We start from the raw sequence: 15,488 nt of genomic DNA on the forward strand, positions 1-15,488 counted from the left end.
ATGCGTCACCAATCACCTTCAAGCTGGGCTGTCCTCAGCATTTGCATTGCTACGCTAGTACATTTTGCGCTTGGTTTTTCGATCGAGTTTTCCGTCGATGAAGCGCACTACGCTTTATATGCAAAACATCTTGCCTGGAGTTATTTTGATCATCCACCACTAGTTGGCTGGATCCAGTGGCCGCTTGTGAGCCTGACTTCATCCGAAGGAATCATTCGCTTGATTCCGGAGTTGCTCTGGGTGCTCTCCGCTTTCTTGGTATATCGAGTGACCCTAGAAATTCACCACTTGATACAAGGGCGTAATGCGGGTTATTTAACTACCGCACTTCCCTCCGCAAACCTGTGTGGACTGATGGCTGTCTTGGCCATCATCGTAGCGCCATTGCCCCACGTTTTAGCAATCGGTCTCTTGCCCGACACCCTGCTTGCCCCCTTAAGTTTAGGCTTGATGTTAATGGCCTTACGTTGGAGTAGAAAAGATCACTTCACTATTGAGGACTGGATCATTACCGGCTTGATACTGGGCTTGGCAGGTCTAAGTAAGTACACCGCCGCATTTACTGCATTTGCTTTGCTCTTCGTATTTTTAGCTTCACCCAAAAAAGTCTGGATTACTAAAGCTGGTTTTTGGCTTGCAGCAGCAATTGCCTTGATTGTGATTAGCCCCGTACTCTATTGGAATTGGGTCAACGATTGGATCTCATTCAAATATCAAATTGCTCATGGCAGTGGCGGCACTTGGGCTTGGCGAAGAGTCGGGACCTTTTTAGGTATTCAGATTGCCTGCTTTGGCCCCCTCTTACTTTTGGGTGCCTATACTTTTCTGAGGGATTGCCTCCACTCACAGAAGTGGGTTCTGATTACCCTACTCAGTTTCTTCGCAATTCCCTTTGTGATTTTTGCTGCACTATCTGGAGGCGGCGGCCTGCCCCACTGGACTACCCCTGCCTGGTTTTGTCTGGCACCATTTGCCGGTATCGGTCTAGCTAAGGCATGGGCCATACAACATCGTGTGGCAATTCGGATATTGCTTCTTGGGCAGTTATTGATTTGCTTGCTTGGTTTTGGTTTTGTTTTGGCTGGAGGCCTTACTAACTCAGCTGTGAAATCAAACCCTATTGCCGACCTCTATGGCTGGAAGCTTGCTGGCCAAAAAGCTGCTCAATTAGCGCAGGCGATAAACGTCAATGGGATAGCAGTGCAAAACTGGACATTGGGCAGTCGTACTGCCTGGTACGCCCAAGATCTTCCGGTTTTTGTACTAGACCAAAGACAGGATCAGTTTGACCTTTGGTTTGGACAATTGCCGGTCGGCGCAAACGTCTTACTAATTAACTGGTCGGGAATGGCTTTTAGCCCACCCGTAGGTGGAAATCGGGCCTTTGAAGTCTGTGAACACCTTGACCAGCTAGAAATTATTCGATTTGGGCAAGTTTTATCTAAATTTGACTACAGCCTCTGCCGAAACTGGCGAGATGCTGGCGCAGTGCGTTAATTCCCCAAATTCAAGACCTTAGGAGCCATAGGCATTATCCTTATGCCTATGAGTGCACAACCCCAAGCCACCCCCAAAGCCACATCTGGGTGGAAAGCAATCCTGAAGCGGGCATGGCCCACGATTCGTATTTTGTTATCGATCGCCCTTCTCTGGAAAGCTACCAGCGGAATTGATTGGCACGCCATATTAGATTCAGATATTCAGATGCAGCCATGGTGGTTTTTGGCTGCTGGATTAACCATGATCTCAGCGTTTATCTGTGGCGGACTACGCTGGGGATTTTTGATGCGCAAGGTCGGCTTTCAAGGCAGCCTCGCCAATTTTGTCTCACTCTACTTTGCTGGCGGACTCATTAATCAAGGCTTACCCAGTACGCTGGGTGGCGATAGTTATCGCGCCATTACCGCAACCCACTTAAATAGTAGTGGTAAGTTGATTGAGGCAAAGGAACTGAATGAAGAGCTACATCATTCGGTTGACCTAGAGCACGCAACCCCTAAACTACGCCTGAGTTTTTCCATGGTATTGGTGGATCGCTTGCTGGGCTTAGCGGGGAATAATTTACTGGGCGGACTTGGCCTCATTTTGGGTGGCGCGACCTTAGCCGCTTGGGGCACTGATTTAGGTTATGCAGTCACCAGCATGATGGTGGTAGCGGGTTTATTGCTTGCGGCTATTTTGGCATGGGGACCTAGCTGTCATTTGTTGCAAAAATTACTAGACCGTGTACAAATGAATCATGCCCTGCCGGGTATTAAGCTCGCTTTTTCTTGGCCCATGAATGTGGCTCAAGCTGCATTTGCAATTGGTATTCACTCTCTCACTATTTTGACGCTGCTCTTCTGCCTCAAGGCTTATGGAGTTGATGCGCCGATTGAAGCCCTCATGATTGGCCTACCTGCCTTGAGTCTTTTATTGATGCTACCCATCAGCATCTCTGGCTGGGGCTTGCGTGAAGCTACACTCTCTTCTGTACTGGCATTGTGGGGCGTGAGTCCGTCCATGACAGTATTAGCATCCATTAGTTATGGTGCCATTACCGTCCTATCGGTATTACCTGGCGCTTACTTTTTATTAAAACGGAAATAATTCTTTTAGAGCCCCACTATGAGTATTAGCGTCAACACCATGCGTGCAATTGACCACTGGGTCGGCGTACCACTTTGCGCAATAGCAAGCCCAGTAGTTGCTTTGATTGATGGCGTGAAGAATATCTTTTCTCGCAGCCCAGAAGCACCCCGCAAATTACTCTTTATTGAGTTATCCGAAATGGGTAGCGCAATCTTAGTGGATCCTGCCATGCGTAATGCACAAGCTCGTGGCGCTGAATTATTTTTCCTGATCTTTAAAAATAATCGTGCCAGCCTGACTTTGTTAAACACAGTAAAACCTGAGAATGTCTTTACGATTGATTCCTCTAGCCTAGGCGGCTTAATTAAAGATACGCTTCAATTTTTACTAGTAGCCCGCAAGCACCGTATCGATACCGTCATTGACTTGGAATTATTTTCTCGTTTTACCGCCCTGTTAACTGGCTTGTGTGGTGCACGCCGTCGTGTGGGTTATCACATCTTTCATGGTGAAGGTTTATGGCGCGGATTTATGCTGACACGTAAAGTTCATTACAACCCGCATATTCATATTACTAAGAATTTTCTCTCTCTGATTCATGCGGCATTTGCTCAAGAAATTGAAGTTCCATTCAGCAAAATACATATTGCAGATTCAGAAGTTCATTTAGAGCAAGCGGTAATTGATCCAGCAGTATTAAGCAAAGTTCGTGAGCGCATTGAGAAACTGAGCGCAACATTTAACATTGCGTTTAAGCAAGGCGAGCAACGCCTCATTTTGGTCAACCCCAACGCTAGTGATCTGTTGCCACAAAGGCGCTGGGCTCAACAGCGTTTTTCTGAGCTGATTCAGGGATTAAATCAACGCTATCCAAATGATCTTATTCTGATCACTGGCTCCCCAGCTGAATTTGCCTATGTTGAAAAAGTTCGTGCAGTTGCCAATGTTAAAAATGCCCTGAACTTTGCAGGCCAGGTGAGCTTTGCAGAATTACCACCGCTCTACACCCTGTCTGATGTGATGGTAACGAATGATTCTGGGCCTGGCCACTTCTCTGCCGTCACTCCATTGCGGACAGTTGTCCTCTTCGGACCAGAAACGCCAGCGCTTTATGGCTCTATTGGTAAATCAATTGCCATTACAGCTAATCTGGCATGTTCACCGTGCGTTAGTGCAGCCAATCATCGCAAAACACCCTGCCATGACAATGTCTGCATGCAAGCTATTACGGTTGCTCAGGTACTAGAAAAGATGGTGCATCAATTAAATGAAGCCGATCAAGAGCGAGGACGTTAAGTCGCATGGCTGAGCAGCACAAATCGGCTTTAGCAATTGCATCAATTTGGGTTTGGTGTATCCCGCTTCTGCCGCTAAGTCTAGCAATCGCCATTTACTTTGGTGAATTACAAACTCCAACATTTTTATTTATTAATCGGTATACCCAGTTACTTCCAGATACTTTATGGGCATGGCTCACTTTTATTGGTAATGGCTGGGGGATCTTTGCACTGTGTTTCCCCCTCTTGCTATTAGCGCCTCGATTACTGAGTGCCGGACTTTTGGCATCCTTGATTGGCGGCGCTATCAGTCAAATCATCAAGCCTTTTTTAGCCCTTCCTCGTCCTGCTGGGGTACTTGCTTTAGAAGACTTTTATCGCATCGGCGAACCTCTATTGCAAAAAGCGATGCCCTCCGGTCATACCCTGACTGCTTTTGCGGTAGTTTCTGGAATCTACTTTGCTAGCGATCGAGATAAAAGAGCCTCTTTGTGGTGGATCTTCCTCATTGCCGGTTTTGCGGGCATCTCTCGCAATGCGCTGGGTGCTCACTGGCTTACTGATGTTCTAGCAGGTTGCGCTATTGGACTGTGGTCTGGAATGCTAGGAGCAATATTGGCTAGGTTGATTCCAGAAAAACAGATGGCGCCTAATCAGATCGGGCCGCGCTTACTTGCTCTGGGCGGACTTGTAACTATCTATATTCTCCTGACGCAAACCTTAGATTCAGAGCTTAATCAGTCATTGCAATATGCATGTGTGACATTAATTGGCATTACTTTAGCTTTGTTTATTAAAGCGCAAAAACCCAAGGCCATATAAAGATGTTTAGTTATCGCCACGCTTTTCATGCGGGCAGTCATGCTGATATTCTGAAGCATCTCGTGATGATTCATTTAGTTGAATATCTACAAGAAAAGCCTGGAGCTTTGACGATTGTTGATACGCATGCTGGTGCTGGTATCTATAGTCTGACCGATGGCTTTGCCACTGTCAGCAAAGAAGCTGATCAAGGCATTTATCGCTTGGCTAAATTTGCAGAGGGTAATTCGATAAGTTCTGGGATAGCTAGTTATCTCGAACACATTCGTTCCGAAAATAATACTAATGAGATTGCCGTCTATCCCGGCTCTCCATTTATCCTGGCGCATTTGCTGAGAGCACAAGATCGACTGAAGCTCTTTGAGTTACACCCCAAAGAAATTGATATCCTGCGCCATAATATCAGCCAACTCAAGCAATCAAAACAAGTCGACATTTATGCGGAAGATAGCTTTACAAGACTGAAAGGCTTAATGCCACCACCTAGTAGGCGTGGGCTGGTATTAATTGATCCCTCTTATGAGGATAAGCAAGACTATCGTTATCTCGAAACGGCGATGGAAGAGGCTTTACATCGTTTCGCTACTGGATGTTACGCAATCTGGTATCCATGCCTCTCCAGAAGAGAATCAGCCTCCCTGCCGGATCATATGAAAAAGATTGCTGCAAGCCATAAACGTTCTTGGTTGCAAGTTGAGCTGCGGGTTGAGAATGCTCCAAAGGAGCGCCGACTGCAGGCTAGCGGCATGTTCATCATTAATCCACCGTGGACTCTAGAAAAGCAGCTATCTGAAAGCTTGCCCATTCTTGTTAAGGCGCTTGGACAAGATAGCGGGGCATTATTTTTATTAAAGAGTTTTGAGGCCTAAGCTATCAGCCGGCATTAATTAAGAGATTTATACCTCTGTATCTTTAGTGCTCATGGCTTTTTTAATAATGATCGCCGAAAGAGCTAGCAACAATACCGCCCCACTCTCATATATCAAGTCAACCGTACTAATTCCCTTGCCCTGCAAAATAATGAGCCTGCAGAGGGCTGTAATGGCAATGAAGATTGGAATAGTGATTGGGATCTTGTTGTACTTATAAAAAGCTGCCACCATACCTAGTACCTCGGCATAAATGAACATCAACAATAGATCGGTTAAGGCAATTTTTCCGTTTAGAAGAACGGCATACATCTCTATACCGACACTAAAAATAGTAAAAAATGCAATAAGAATTAAGATTCCTTTTTCGGCTGCAGTAATCCAATCGTAAATTTTCATACTATGAGTACCTTAGTCATCGATATCAGAAAAATGTATCCACACTAAACTACAGCTAGCGTAATCGCTCAACATAATAAGTCGCCTTTTCCAAGGCATCTGCTGCATCAAACCCAACCATATCAGCACCCAATTCATCTACCAACTCTGGGCATTGATTGAAGACAGGGCTGCCAACAATCAGGCCAACACGTGGGTTTTTTGATTTGAGCTTAATCTCTTGAATCAGGTCTTTTAACTGTGGGAACTGCTCGCGAACACTTGCAGAAAGGCCGATCACATCAAACCACTCTGTCTGCGCCATGGAAACAATGTCCTCTTGAGTTGCAGCCAACTCACCCCATATTCTCCAGCCGGCTTTGGCGAAGAATTCAGAGACCATAAATAAGCCTAAGTTATGTTGTGAGCCTGGCAAAGGAACAAGCATGATGCTAGATCCGGTTTTATTTTGCTCTGCATACTGCTGAAAAATGGGGCTTAAGTCATACATGAGCTGCTTGATACGCCAAAGTGCAATCGTGACGTCGGTAAAACTAGACTCATCTTCCTCCCACATTTCGCCCAATTTTCTAGCGACAGGGGTCAATAAGAGCAGATAGATATTTTCCAGACTAACACCAGAAGCATGGATATCTTTGACGTACTTCACAGAGGTTTTCGCATCCTCTTGCAACACTAATAGTGTTAACTCGTTCACCGATTGTTGCGGAATAAGGTCGACAGGAGGAGCCTTTAAAGCAGAGGAAATTGATGTCTCGAGATGCTGCTCAACTATCAACGGCAAGATATTATTTTCAATCGTCTTGACTAGCGACTCAAGATATTCCTCTTCCGTACAGGCTTTTTCTAATGGATGTGGAGTATCGTTTTTTTCAAATGTAGCTTTTGAGGGTGCATTTGAAACCAAGCAGTCCTCCCAAATACTATCGGACTTACTGGGAGTGGAGCTCCGGTTAGGGTTGGAGTCGTCTTGGCTAGATCTCTTTTTAGATTTAGCGATGCTCACTAGTCTGGATAAATTCATGAACATCACTTGATCTGGTCACAGTCTCAAGTCATTACTTGAGATCGCCGTGACTGCCTAAGAGCCTATAAATGGGAATGTTTACTTTATAGGCTCATTTTTAGGGATACTCAAATGAAATATCTTAAGTACTTTCCCTAGACGCCCTTTTTTCATCACTAGAAGGTCGTATTTCATATTTTTCAAGTAGAACCCAGGTGGCTTTAGGCACCATGTTTTTTATTTTGTGCGGAGCAACATTACGTAATTGAATCACCGATTCAATTGCCTTCATCTCTACCCTTGCTTTAGCAAACTCGAGCCCGCGAGGCCCAAATCTCGGCATTACCCAGGCAAAAATACTTCGCATGAAGTTTGGCATCCGCTGTAATGGCAAGCCACCTGCAGCAAGCTCCACATTTTTCATAAAGCCTTTAACGGGACCTAAACGATTGCCAGCGGAACTCACTGGCTCAAGCGATAGCTCGGTAGAAAGGAGGTTTACGAGCTCTTGACCTTTTGGATTGCGAACAATAATCCATTGCTCTCCCGTGCCTGCCATATACCCCACCGTGATATCCGATAGGGAGTTGACGTAATCAACGCAGGTTTTACAAGTCGTCGGAAAAAAATCTGCGGGCAAAGTACTGAGGGGCAACTTTAAAAAAGGAATCTCTTGTACTTCACCATTTTTAAATCTCAATTCAACATGGTAGTCGGCTCTAAATTCTAAATACGTAATATCTTCGGGATTGGGACTCAGCAGGCCTAAAAACTGATGGAAGTTTTCTGTGGTTGTGTTGTCAGAGCAAGGAGACCCGATGATAAGCAGCCTCTCAAATCCAAGTTCTTTTTCCAATGCTCTTGCAGCATAGACTTGGCACGGTATTCCCACCATCGCTACTTTTTTATATCCTAACTCTCTTGCCTGCTCAAGATACTGAATGATAGGTGCATAGCCCATCTTCATACCTCGACACTGAGCCATATCTTCTGCTTTAGTGACGATTACTGGGCTTGGCTTCCAGCGATCCTTGGGGTCAGAACGCATGGTAATGACAGCATCTATTTCCCCTCTCTCCAACAGAACCTCACATAGCCTACTAATAATCCCTGTCCATTGCGCACCAGGCAATGGGTTAATTAGTCGAGCCCTAAACATGTGGAGATAGGCGCCAAAAAATACCTCATCCGAGTTTTCTAGCTTCCGCTCTCTCCCATGAGCTGATAGTTCGTATTTTGGGTAATCAGGTTGAATAAATTGGCAAGCAGTAGCGCAGCGCTTGGGAGTTGAGGTGCGTGACACTCCACAATCAGTGCATAAGTCCCGATAGGGAAGATCTTGAGTTAAATCATTTCCTACCAATGCTTTATCCAAATCTAGAAATAACACTCTGCTTTATCTTTTGAGCAGAGAGTCCGTAATGATCTAATAGCAGATTGACATCGCCGTGCTCTACATACTCATCAGGCAATCCAAGTTGGAGGGTTTCTATTTGAATATTCTTGTTAGACAACACCTCAAGGCAAGCACTTCCAGCACCCCCCTGAATTGCGCTATCTTCAATCAAGACCAGAGCGTCGTGAGACTGGGCAATAGTCAGAAGTAACTCTTCATCAAGCGGCTTAACAAAGCGCATGTCTACTACAGTCGCATTAATCTCTTCTGCTACGTCTAAGGCGGAATATAAGATTGGTCCAAAGCAGATGAAAGCGATTTTTTTCTTTGGAGGCGCTTCATGACTAATGCTGCGGACTATTCTGCCCTTACCGATGGGTAGCGTATCTAATGAAGATTCAACTGGAGTTCCAACTCCGGAACCACGTGGGTAGCGGACAGCTGCTGGGCCATCATGCCTATAAGCAGTGCTTAACATTGCACGGCATTCTTGCTCATTCGAAGGGGTCATCAGAACTAAGTTTGGCAGGCAACGTAAGAAGGCAATATCAAATGCACCAGCATGCGTTGCACCATCTGCACCAACAATACCAGCGCGATCAATCGCAAAAACAATCGGGAGGTTCTGCAAGGTGACATCGTGAATTAGCTGATCATAGCCGCGCTGTAAAAAGGTGGAGTAAATCGCAACTACTGGCTTTAAGCCTTCACAGGCAATTCCAGCGGCAAAGGTAACAGCATGCTGCTCTGCAATTCCAACATCAAAGTAGCGATCTGGGAAGCGCGCCTCAAACTCATTTAATCCAGAACCCTCACGCATGGCTGGCGTAATCGCAATCAGTCGCTCATCAGCAGCCCCCATATCGCACAACCATTCACCAAATACTTGAGTAAAGGTTTTCTTACTTGCTTTGCCTGCTTGAATCCCTACGCTTGCATCAAATTTACCTGGTCCATGATAAAGAATGGGATCCTCTTCCGCCCTAGAATAACCTTTACCTTTTTTCGTAATGATATGAAGAAACTGGGGCCCCTCAGTTTGAGCAAGATGTTTGATGTTTTCTAGAGTAGGAATTAATACATCTAAATTATGTCCATCAATCGGGCCGTAGTAATCAAATCCAAATTCCTCAAAGATCGTGGCTGGACCAACCATGCCTTTTGCATGACCCTCGAGTCTTTTTGCAAACTCTCGTATTGGGGGAGCAACAGATAGCACCTTATCGATACCTCTTTTGGTTGCCGCATACATCGAGCCTGAAATGAGTTTGACTAAATATCGATTGAGTGCTCCAACTGCTGGTGAAATCGACATCTCATTGTCATTGAGTATGACTATCAAAGGCACTTTTTTATTGACGCCAGCATTGTTCATGGCTTCAAACGCCATACCAGCACTCATAGCGCCATCACCAATAATAGCCACCACGCTGCGCTTTTCATTTTTAGTCTTCGCTGCTACAGCCATTCCCAGTGCAGCTGAAATACTCGTTGAAGAATGTGCAGTTCCGAAAGCGTCATACTCGCTCTCGCTTCGCTTTGGAAATCCTGAGATGCCACCGTATTGACGCAGAGTAGACATTCCCTCACGTCGCCCCGTCAATACTTTATGGGCATAGCTTTGATGGCCTACATCCCAAATCATTCGGTCATGAGGGGTATCAAATACGTAATGCAGGGCAATAGCTAGCTCTACCGTTCCAAGATTAGAAGATAAATGTCCGCCAGTACTAGAAACAGAATTGAGAATAAAGCTGCGTAATTCTTGAGCTATTTGAGGGAGCTGATTAGATTCATAGGCCCTCAAATCAGCAGGGCTAGTAATCGTCTCGAGAAGATTGGTGACCTTGAGCATAGTAATTTACTTTGACGTATAGATTGTCGAAATAATCTTCTTGAAATCTTCCAGATTTTCATGGCTAGAATTCTGAAGCGCACAAATTGGGGCGTGCATAAATTTGTTGGCTAGTGCGCTAGCCATTTGAGAAAGAACAATCATGGGATCTTCTCCTTTGGCAATTCTTCTGCCTGCTTTTTCCAGTTCAATTTTTTGATACCGCTCACCCACATCCTGAATGGATTTAATGATGGGCACTACTGCTCTTTTTTCTAAGGCTTGATAAAACTCAATCACTCCCTTTTCAATGATTTTCTCTGCCTCATGAACAGATTCTGTGCGATTGGCTTTGCCTGCACTCACAATCTCGCCCAGGTCATCGATAGAATATAAATAGGCATCTTTTACACTCTTAATCTCAGACTCAAAGTCTCTTGGAACTGCTAGGTCTATTAAGACCATGGGGCGAAACTGTCTTGCCTTCAAGGCCGTTTTAACCATACCTAGACCGATAATGGGCAATGAACTTGCTGTGCAAGATACCACTACATCGTATTCATGTAGGTGCTGGGCTAACTCGTGCAAGGGGAATGCTTCAGTTACTAAATTTTGATCAGCGAAGGCTTTGATTAATTCACTACCCCTATCCACCGTACGATTAGAAATCGCAATCTTTTTGGGCTTCTTGCCCGCAAAATGACTTGCACAAAGACCAATCATTTCTCCTGCGCCGATGAACAGCACATTACATCCATTGATATCGCCAAAAATACGCTGAACCAGTTTGATTGAGGCGCCAGCCATTGATACTGAGTGAGCACCAATTTGTGTGTTGCCACGAACCACTTTAGCTACAGAGAAAGTCTTATCAAATAATGGCTTTAGATATGCGCCAACAGTTCCTACTTGATTAGCGCAGTCAATTGCCTTCTTCATTTGCCCCAGAATTTGGGTCTCTCCCAGCACCATAGAATCTAGCCCACTACCCACCCTAAAGGCATGCTTGACAGCATCTGCTGATGTTGCAGAGTAAATATAGGGACGCAGTGCATTACCTTGAACATTATTTTGCGCTGCTAACCAGTCAAAGGCTCTTTTTTCAAAATCATTATCTGCATACTCAATATCGTTTGCAGCGCAGTAAATTTCCATACGGTTGCAAGTCGATAGAATTGCCACCTCAGGACTACTACTTGAGTTTTTTCCCTGCAAGTACTTACGCAAGTCAATTAATGAATCTTGCAAAATCTCAGGAGCTACAGCAACACTCTCTCGAATATCTATCGGAGCAGTGTGATGATTGACACCAAGATTGAGTAGTTTCATGCTGGCCATAATTTAATAAGCCCCCGGATTGAGAACCAGAGTCTCCCAGTTCAAACACATCGCGATAGTGACCCAAATCAAATAGGGCAACATTAAAAAGGCAGCTAACTTGCGAATAGGCCACATGACCACCATGATTCCTAAGACTGATAGCCACAGAAAACCAGCTTCTATCAAAGACCAATCTGGGTGGTGCATACGAAAGTAGAAGATGCTCCAGAGTATATTGAGGAAGCTATTGAGCACAAATAGCCCAACCAAAGAAATTCTCTGCGACCTTGTTGGGCGATTGTTAAAAGCAATCATCCAAGCCGCTGCTGATAGTATGAAAATAATGGTCCAGATCAAACCAAAGGCCCAATCTGGTGGTTTCCATGCAGGCTGCTTTAATGAGAAATACCAAGGCCCGATTTCTGTCGCCAATCCACCCGCAACAGAAGTAATGATCATCCATGCGGCAATCATCAGCAGGTACTTGCATTCAAAGAAAATTCTCATGCCTTAGCTAATCCCAATAAATGCCCCATATCTTTAAAGAAGATCTTGATATGAGCTAAAGGCTTTTTGCGCACGAGTTTTTTATTCATATAAGACTCGAAGGTCAGCTTCTGAACGTCCTTGTCTTCACACATTTTGACAAAACTCTCGCGACGCTTGTCAGTTGTGTACCAGAAATACTGCATGATCCCTAAAACCCAGAAAGTCATGCGATGCTCTTTCATAAAGCGCTTTCTAGCCAACTGCAACTTTGCGGGATCATTGCTCTCTACAAATTCATATACAGCCTCACCTGCTAACTGACCACCTAGCATGGCGTAATAAATCCCCTCGCCAGATGCTGGCGCGACCACGCCTGCTGCATCACCAGCCAACACAACCTGCTGTCCATCATCCCATTTTTTAAGAGGCTTCATTGGTAAAGGTGCGCCCTCATGGCGGATGAGTTCTGCACCCTCAAGACCCACATCTGAGCGCAGCTTAGCTACGGCATTCCTCAAGGAGAAGCCTTTGTCAGCACTGCCAGTACCAATACTGATCGTATCCCCGTGAGGAAATACCCAGCCATAAAAATCGGGTGAGATCGGCTTTTGATACACCACATCACATCGGGTGGAATCAAAATGATGCGGGGTGTTTGGAGGTGTTTTAATAATTTCGTGATACGCAAAGACGTAATTGGCTTCAGCACAACCCTTTACTCCAGCGCTTCTTCCAACTTGAGACTTAGCACCATCAGCACCAATTACCGCTTTAGTAAGAACGCTTTTAATGGCACCAGAATCACCATCACGCGCACCTCTTGTGCGGTAATGAATACGAGCAAGTGGACCTTCACGTGTCAGGCTTTCAAAAAGGCCATCTTCTCGAGTCGCTCCAGCAGCGACAGCGCGCTTGCGCAGCCATTCATCGAATTGGGCTCGATCGACCATGCCAACAAAACCATTATCAATCGGAATGTCAACTGCTTTGCCAACAGGCGAAACCATACGTGCTGATTTTGCCTTGGCAACTAACAGCTCATCGGGAATCTCAAAGTCTTTGATTAAGCGCGGAGGAATAGCTCCACCGCAGGGTTTCACCCTGCCTCGCTTATCCAGCAATAAAACTTGCTTTCCTTTTTTAGCCAGGGTTTGGGCTGCCGTAGCTCCTGCCGGACCGCCGCCGATCACCACCGCATCATAAATAAATTCTGTTCCCATTCGCTTTACCTCGTTTGACTCGTAATGCTATTTTTTCTCTCAACTAGAGAGGCCATATATGCTGAAACAACGAACAACAGTGCTTCGATAAAAAAGACGCTGGAGTATGCAAAAGCAGGGTTAGTAAAAATGGATCTTGCTAAATCACTAGCTCCAGCACCAATTAATCCACCCAAGCCAAAGGCAATGGCTTGCGCACCACCCCAAAGACCGATGCGCACACCCTCTTTGCCGGCTCCACCCACTACTGCTAATCGCATCATGGAGGCAATCGCCGCAATTGAAAAAGCGCCGTTTGCTAATCCAAGCAGAAATACATTAGGCTTTAATGGCCAATCACCTTCTAGCAAACCAGCGAGCACCAATCCGAACATGGCCAATGCGGATGCGAGACAGCCGTAAATCATCCATGAACGTAGCGAGCCAAAATATTTGCGTAATCGACTCGATCCACAGACGGCGACTAATAACATTCCGGTCAAAACACCAGCATGCTGAATACCTGAGAGGCTAGTTGTCTCACCCAAGGTATATTTAAAAATCATTCCTGCAAATGGCTCCAGAATCAAATCTTGGGCACTAAATGCCAGCATCGACAAAAAGATAAAGATCGTAAATCGCTTGGTATCTGGATCAGCCAAGATATCGCTCAGGGCTTTTTTGAAGGGGACTTTTTTATCTATATTCGCTCTACTATTTTGTAGATCATGACCTTCTAGCTTGAACAGAGCTGCAAAAGAAAGTGCCATAGCAGAAAGAGAGATGACGCCGGAGATCAAGATCACTTTTTCTGGCTCGTATGGGTCTAAAAATTTTCCAGCAATACCGCTCGTCATAGCAAAACCAAAAATCATCATGAGCCATACCGTTGTAGCAGCAGCTGCTCTACGCTCGTCGCTCACACCCTTAGCTAGTAGAGCTAACAGGGATGTACCGCTCATACTGACGCCAACACCAATAAAGAAGAAAGCAATAATGGCGGAGGCAATCCCTAAGAGAAGATGCACTCCCATTAATGCTGTCGCGATAGCAGCACCAAAACCACCCATCGCCAATAAAGTGATGCCACCTAATATCCAAGGCGTTTTCTTAGCCCCACTATCGGACTCAAAGCCCATTCTTGGACGAATGACTTGCACAAAATAATGAATCGCCACTAAGAAGCCTGGGAGACTCGCTGGCAAGGCTAGCTCTACTACCATGATTCGATTTAGAGTTGATGTGGTCATCACCACAATGGCGCCGATACAAGCTTGAACAAGCCCAATACGTACGATACTCAACCATCCGAATGTCGAGAGATTTAATAGTGGTTGACTGATTGCTATGCTCATATTAGCCATCCATTCCTGTTACTGCAAAAGCAGAAACCATCATTCCGGTAACTAAGACAGGAACTCCAAAGCCACTATAAAAAAGTGCTTTCTCTATGGGCCGCTTTAAAAAACCTCTTAATAAAATTACTTGCGCTACGATCAGTAGGCCAATGACTAAGGCATACATTTCCTTATTCCAAGATAGCAGCAGGCATAGCACCACTATCTGCGGAATCAACATGAATGCTGCAGCAACTTGCGCCGCTCTTTTGGCTCCGAGTTGCACGGGTAAGGAGCGCACACCCATTTGCCGATCACCCTCAATCGCTTTAAAGTCATTCAAAGTCATGATGCCGTGAGCACTTGCGCTATAAAGGCCGGCAAGTATTAGCGATGGTTTATTTGGCATTAGACCGCCTGATAGCAAGGTGGCACCCGTGACCCATGCCAAACCTTCGTAACTAATTCCGCACGCAAGATTTCCAAGCCAGCCATTATTTTTAAAGCGGATCGGTGGCATGCTGTAGAGCCAGGCAAGCACTAAGGCTAATAAGGTTGCGGCGAATCCAATCGGACCCAAGTAACTTCCAACCCAGATAGAAATCAAAGACCAAATGATCGCGATGTATAAACCCCAGCGACCAGGTATGCGACCAGAAGGTATTGGCCGCATAGGTTCATTGATCGCATCTACGTGTCGATCAAACCAATCATTGACCGCCTGACTAGAAGCACAAACTAGCGGACCAGTGAGAGCCAATCCGACAAGAAAAATCGGTAAATTGTCAGCAATTTTTTCACTGCCAGTGATAGAGCCACAAGCAAAGGCCCACATTGGCGGGAACCAAGTGATGGGCTTTAAAAGCGTCAAAATTGCTTTAGGATCAGGCAGATTCATGTAAATGATTTTGTCATTGACATTTAAAAGTGTCAATTAAATTTGACATTTTTATTGCCTGTTTTTACAAG

The 15,488-nt window shown here is 45.3% G+C and carries 14 protein-coding genes; 5 read left to right on the forward strand and 9 right to left on the reverse strand.

Annotation, left to right across the window (positions count from 1 at the left end; translation table 11 throughout):
* The 5 genes from ICV89_RS06980 to ICV89_RS07000 are packed head-to-tail and all read left to right on the forward strand — an operon-like array spanning nt 1 to nt 5,539.
* Entirely contained in the window at nt 1-1,497 is a 1,497-nt protein-coding gene (locus ICV89_RS06980) for a glycosyltransferase family 39 protein (protein WP_215307695.1), read from the forward strand.
* A 48-nt stretch (nt 1,498-1,545) separates the two neighbouring features.
* Nucleotides 1,546-2,589 carry a lysylphosphatidylglycerol synthase transmembrane domain-containing protein gene (locus ICV89_RS06985; protein WP_215307697.1) on the forward strand — a complete coding sequence of 348 codons (1,044 nt, stop codon included), beginning with the start codon at nt 1,546-1,548 and terminating at the stop codon, nt 2,587-2,589.
* 18 nt (nt 2,590-2,607) lie between these two features.
* Entirely contained in the window at nt 2,608-3,867 is a 1,260-nt protein-coding gene (locus tag ICV89_RS06990; protein ID WP_215307699.1) for a glycosyltransferase family 9 protein, read from the forward strand.
* Between the two features lie 5 nt (nt 3,868-3,872).
* Nucleotides 3,873-4,670, forward strand: coding sequence for a phosphatase PAP2 family protein (locus tag ICV89_RS06995; RefSeq protein ID WP_215307701.1), 798 nt, complete (start codon nt 3,873-3,875; stop codon nt 4,668-4,670).
* Between the two features lie 2 nt (nt 4,671-4,672).
* Entirely contained in the window at nt 4,673-5,539 is an 867-nt protein-coding gene (locus ICV89_RS07000; RefSeq protein ID WP_215307703.1) for a 23S rRNA (adenine(2030)-N(6))-methyltransferase RlmJ, read from the forward strand.
* A gap of 27 nt (nt 5,540-5,566) precedes the next feature.
* On the opposite strand, the gene ICV89_RS07005 is transcribed toward ICV89_RS07000, so the two are convergent.
* From ICV89_RS07005 to chlG, 9 genes are all read right to left on the reverse strand, one after another.
* The gene (locus tag ICV89_RS07005) at nt 5,567-5,938 is read right to left on the reverse strand and encodes a phosphate-starvation-inducible PsiE family protein (RefSeq protein WP_215307705.1); all 372 of its coding nucleotides are present in this window, start codon (nt 5,936-5,938) and stop codon (nt 5,567-5,569) included.
* 55 nt (nt 5,939-5,993) lie between these two features.
* Nucleotides 5,994-6,962, reverse strand: coding sequence for a B12-binding domain-containing protein (locus ICV89_RS07010; protein ID WP_215307707.1), 969 nt, complete (start codon nt 6,960-6,962; stop codon nt 5,994-5,996).
* A gap of 124 nt (nt 6,963-7,086) precedes the next feature.
* Entirely contained in the window at nt 7,087-8,334 is a 1,248-nt protein-coding gene (locus ICV89_RS07015) for a Coenzyme F420 hydrogenase/dehydrogenase, beta subunit C-terminal domain (RefSeq protein WP_251370803.1), read from the reverse strand.
* Nucleotides 8,312-10,195, reverse strand: a complete 1,884-nt coding sequence (gene dxs / locus ICV89_RS07020) for a 1-deoxy-D-xylulose-5-phosphate synthase (RefSeq protein WP_215307709.1) — start codon at nt 10,193-10,195, stop codon at nt 8,312-8,314. Before dxs ends, ICV89_RS07015 begins: the two co-directional genes overlap by 23 nt.
* 6 nt (nt 10,196-10,201) lie before the next feature.
* The gene (hemA, locus tag ICV89_RS07025; RefSeq protein WP_215307711.1) at nt 10,202-11,503 is read right to left on the reverse strand and encodes a glutamyl-tRNA reductase; all 1,302 of its coding nucleotides are present in this window, start codon (nt 11,501-11,503) and stop codon (nt 10,202-10,204) included.
* 12 nt (nt 11,504-11,515) lie between these two features.
* Nucleotides 11,516-12,001, reverse strand: coding sequence for a TspO/MBR family protein (locus ICV89_RS07030; RefSeq protein WP_215307712.1), 486 nt, complete (start codon nt 11,999-12,001; stop codon nt 11,516-11,518).
* Nucleotides 11,998-13,203, reverse strand: a complete 1,206-nt coding sequence (locus ICV89_RS07035) for a geranylgeranyl diphosphate reductase (protein ID WP_215307714.1) — start codon at nt 13,201-13,203, stop codon at nt 11,998-12,000. Before ICV89_RS07035 ends, ICV89_RS07030 begins: the two co-directional genes overlap by 4 nt.
* 5 nt (nt 13,204-13,208) lie before the next feature.
* The gene (locus ICV89_RS07040; RefSeq protein WP_251370804.1) at nt 13,209-14,537 is read right to left on the reverse strand and encodes a BCD family MFS transporter; all 1,329 of its coding nucleotides are present in this window, start codon (nt 14,535-14,537) and stop codon (nt 13,209-13,211) included.
* Between the two features lies 1 nt (nt 14,538).
* Complete coding sequence (chlG, locus tag ICV89_RS07045) at nt 14,539-15,417, reverse strand: chlorophyll synthase ChlG (RefSeq protein WP_215307716.1); 879 nt, start codon at nt 15,415-15,417, stop codon at nt 14,539-14,541.
* Nucleotides 15,418-15,488: the final 71 nt, after the last annotated feature.

The organism is Polynucleobacter sp. Adler-ghost (assembly GCF_018688495.1).
In the GTDB taxonomy this organism is placed as follows: Bacteria; Pseudomonadota; Gammaproteobacteria; order Burkholderiales; family Burkholderiaceae; genus Polynucleobacter.

Bases quoted from the DNA above. Each gene is read 5' to 3' on its own strand.
- ICV89_RS06990 (WP_215307699.1), top strand. From the start codon at position 2,608: ATGAGTATTAGCGTCAACACCATGCGTGCAATTGACCACTGGGTCGGC.
- ICV89_RS07040 (WP_251370804.1), bottom strand. From the start codon at position 14,537: ATGAGCATAGCAATCAGTCAACCACTATTAAATCTCTCGACATTCGGA.
- ICV89_RS06985 (WP_215307697.1), top strand. From the start codon at position 1,546: ATGAGTGCACAACCCCAAGCCACCCCCAAAGCCACATCTGGGTGGAAA.
- hemA (WP_215307711.1), bottom strand. From the start codon at position 11,503: ATGAAACTACTCAATCTTGGTGTCAATCATCACACTGCTCCGATAGAT.
- ICV89_RS07010 (WP_215307707.1), bottom strand. From the start codon at position 6,962: ATGAATTTATCCAGACTAGTGAGCATCGCTAAATCTAAAAAGAGATCT.
- ICV89_RS07000 (WP_215307703.1), top strand. From the start codon at position 4,673: ATGTTTAGTTATCGCCACGCTTTTCATGCGGGCAGTCATGCTGATATT.
- ICV89_RS06980 (WP_215307695.1), top strand. From the start codon at position 1: ATGCGTCACCAATCACCTTCAAGCTGGGCTGTCCTCAGCATTTGCATT.
- ICV89_RS07030 (WP_215307712.1), bottom strand. From the start codon at position 12,001: ATGAGAATTTTCTTTGAATGCAAGTACCTGCTGATGATTGCCGCATGG.
- chlG (WP_215307716.1), bottom strand. From the start codon at position 15,417: ATGAATCTGCCTGATCCTAAAGCAATTTTGACGCTTTTAAAGCCCATC.
- ICV89_RS07035 (WP_215307714.1), bottom strand. From the start codon at position 13,203: ATGGGAACAGAATTTATTTATGATGCGGTGGTGATCGGCGGCGGTCCG.
- ICV89_RS07005 (WP_215307705.1), bottom strand. From the start codon at position 5,938: ATGAAAATTTACGATTGGATTACTGCAGCCGAAAAAGGAATCTTAATT.
- dxs (WP_215307709.1), bottom strand. From the start codon at position 10,195: ATGCTCAAGGTCACCAATCTTCTCGAGACGATTACTAGCCCTGCTGAT.
- ICV89_RS06995 (WP_215307701.1), top strand. From the start codon at position 3,873: ATGGCTGAGCAGCACAAATCGGCTTTAGCAATTGCATCAATTTGGGTT.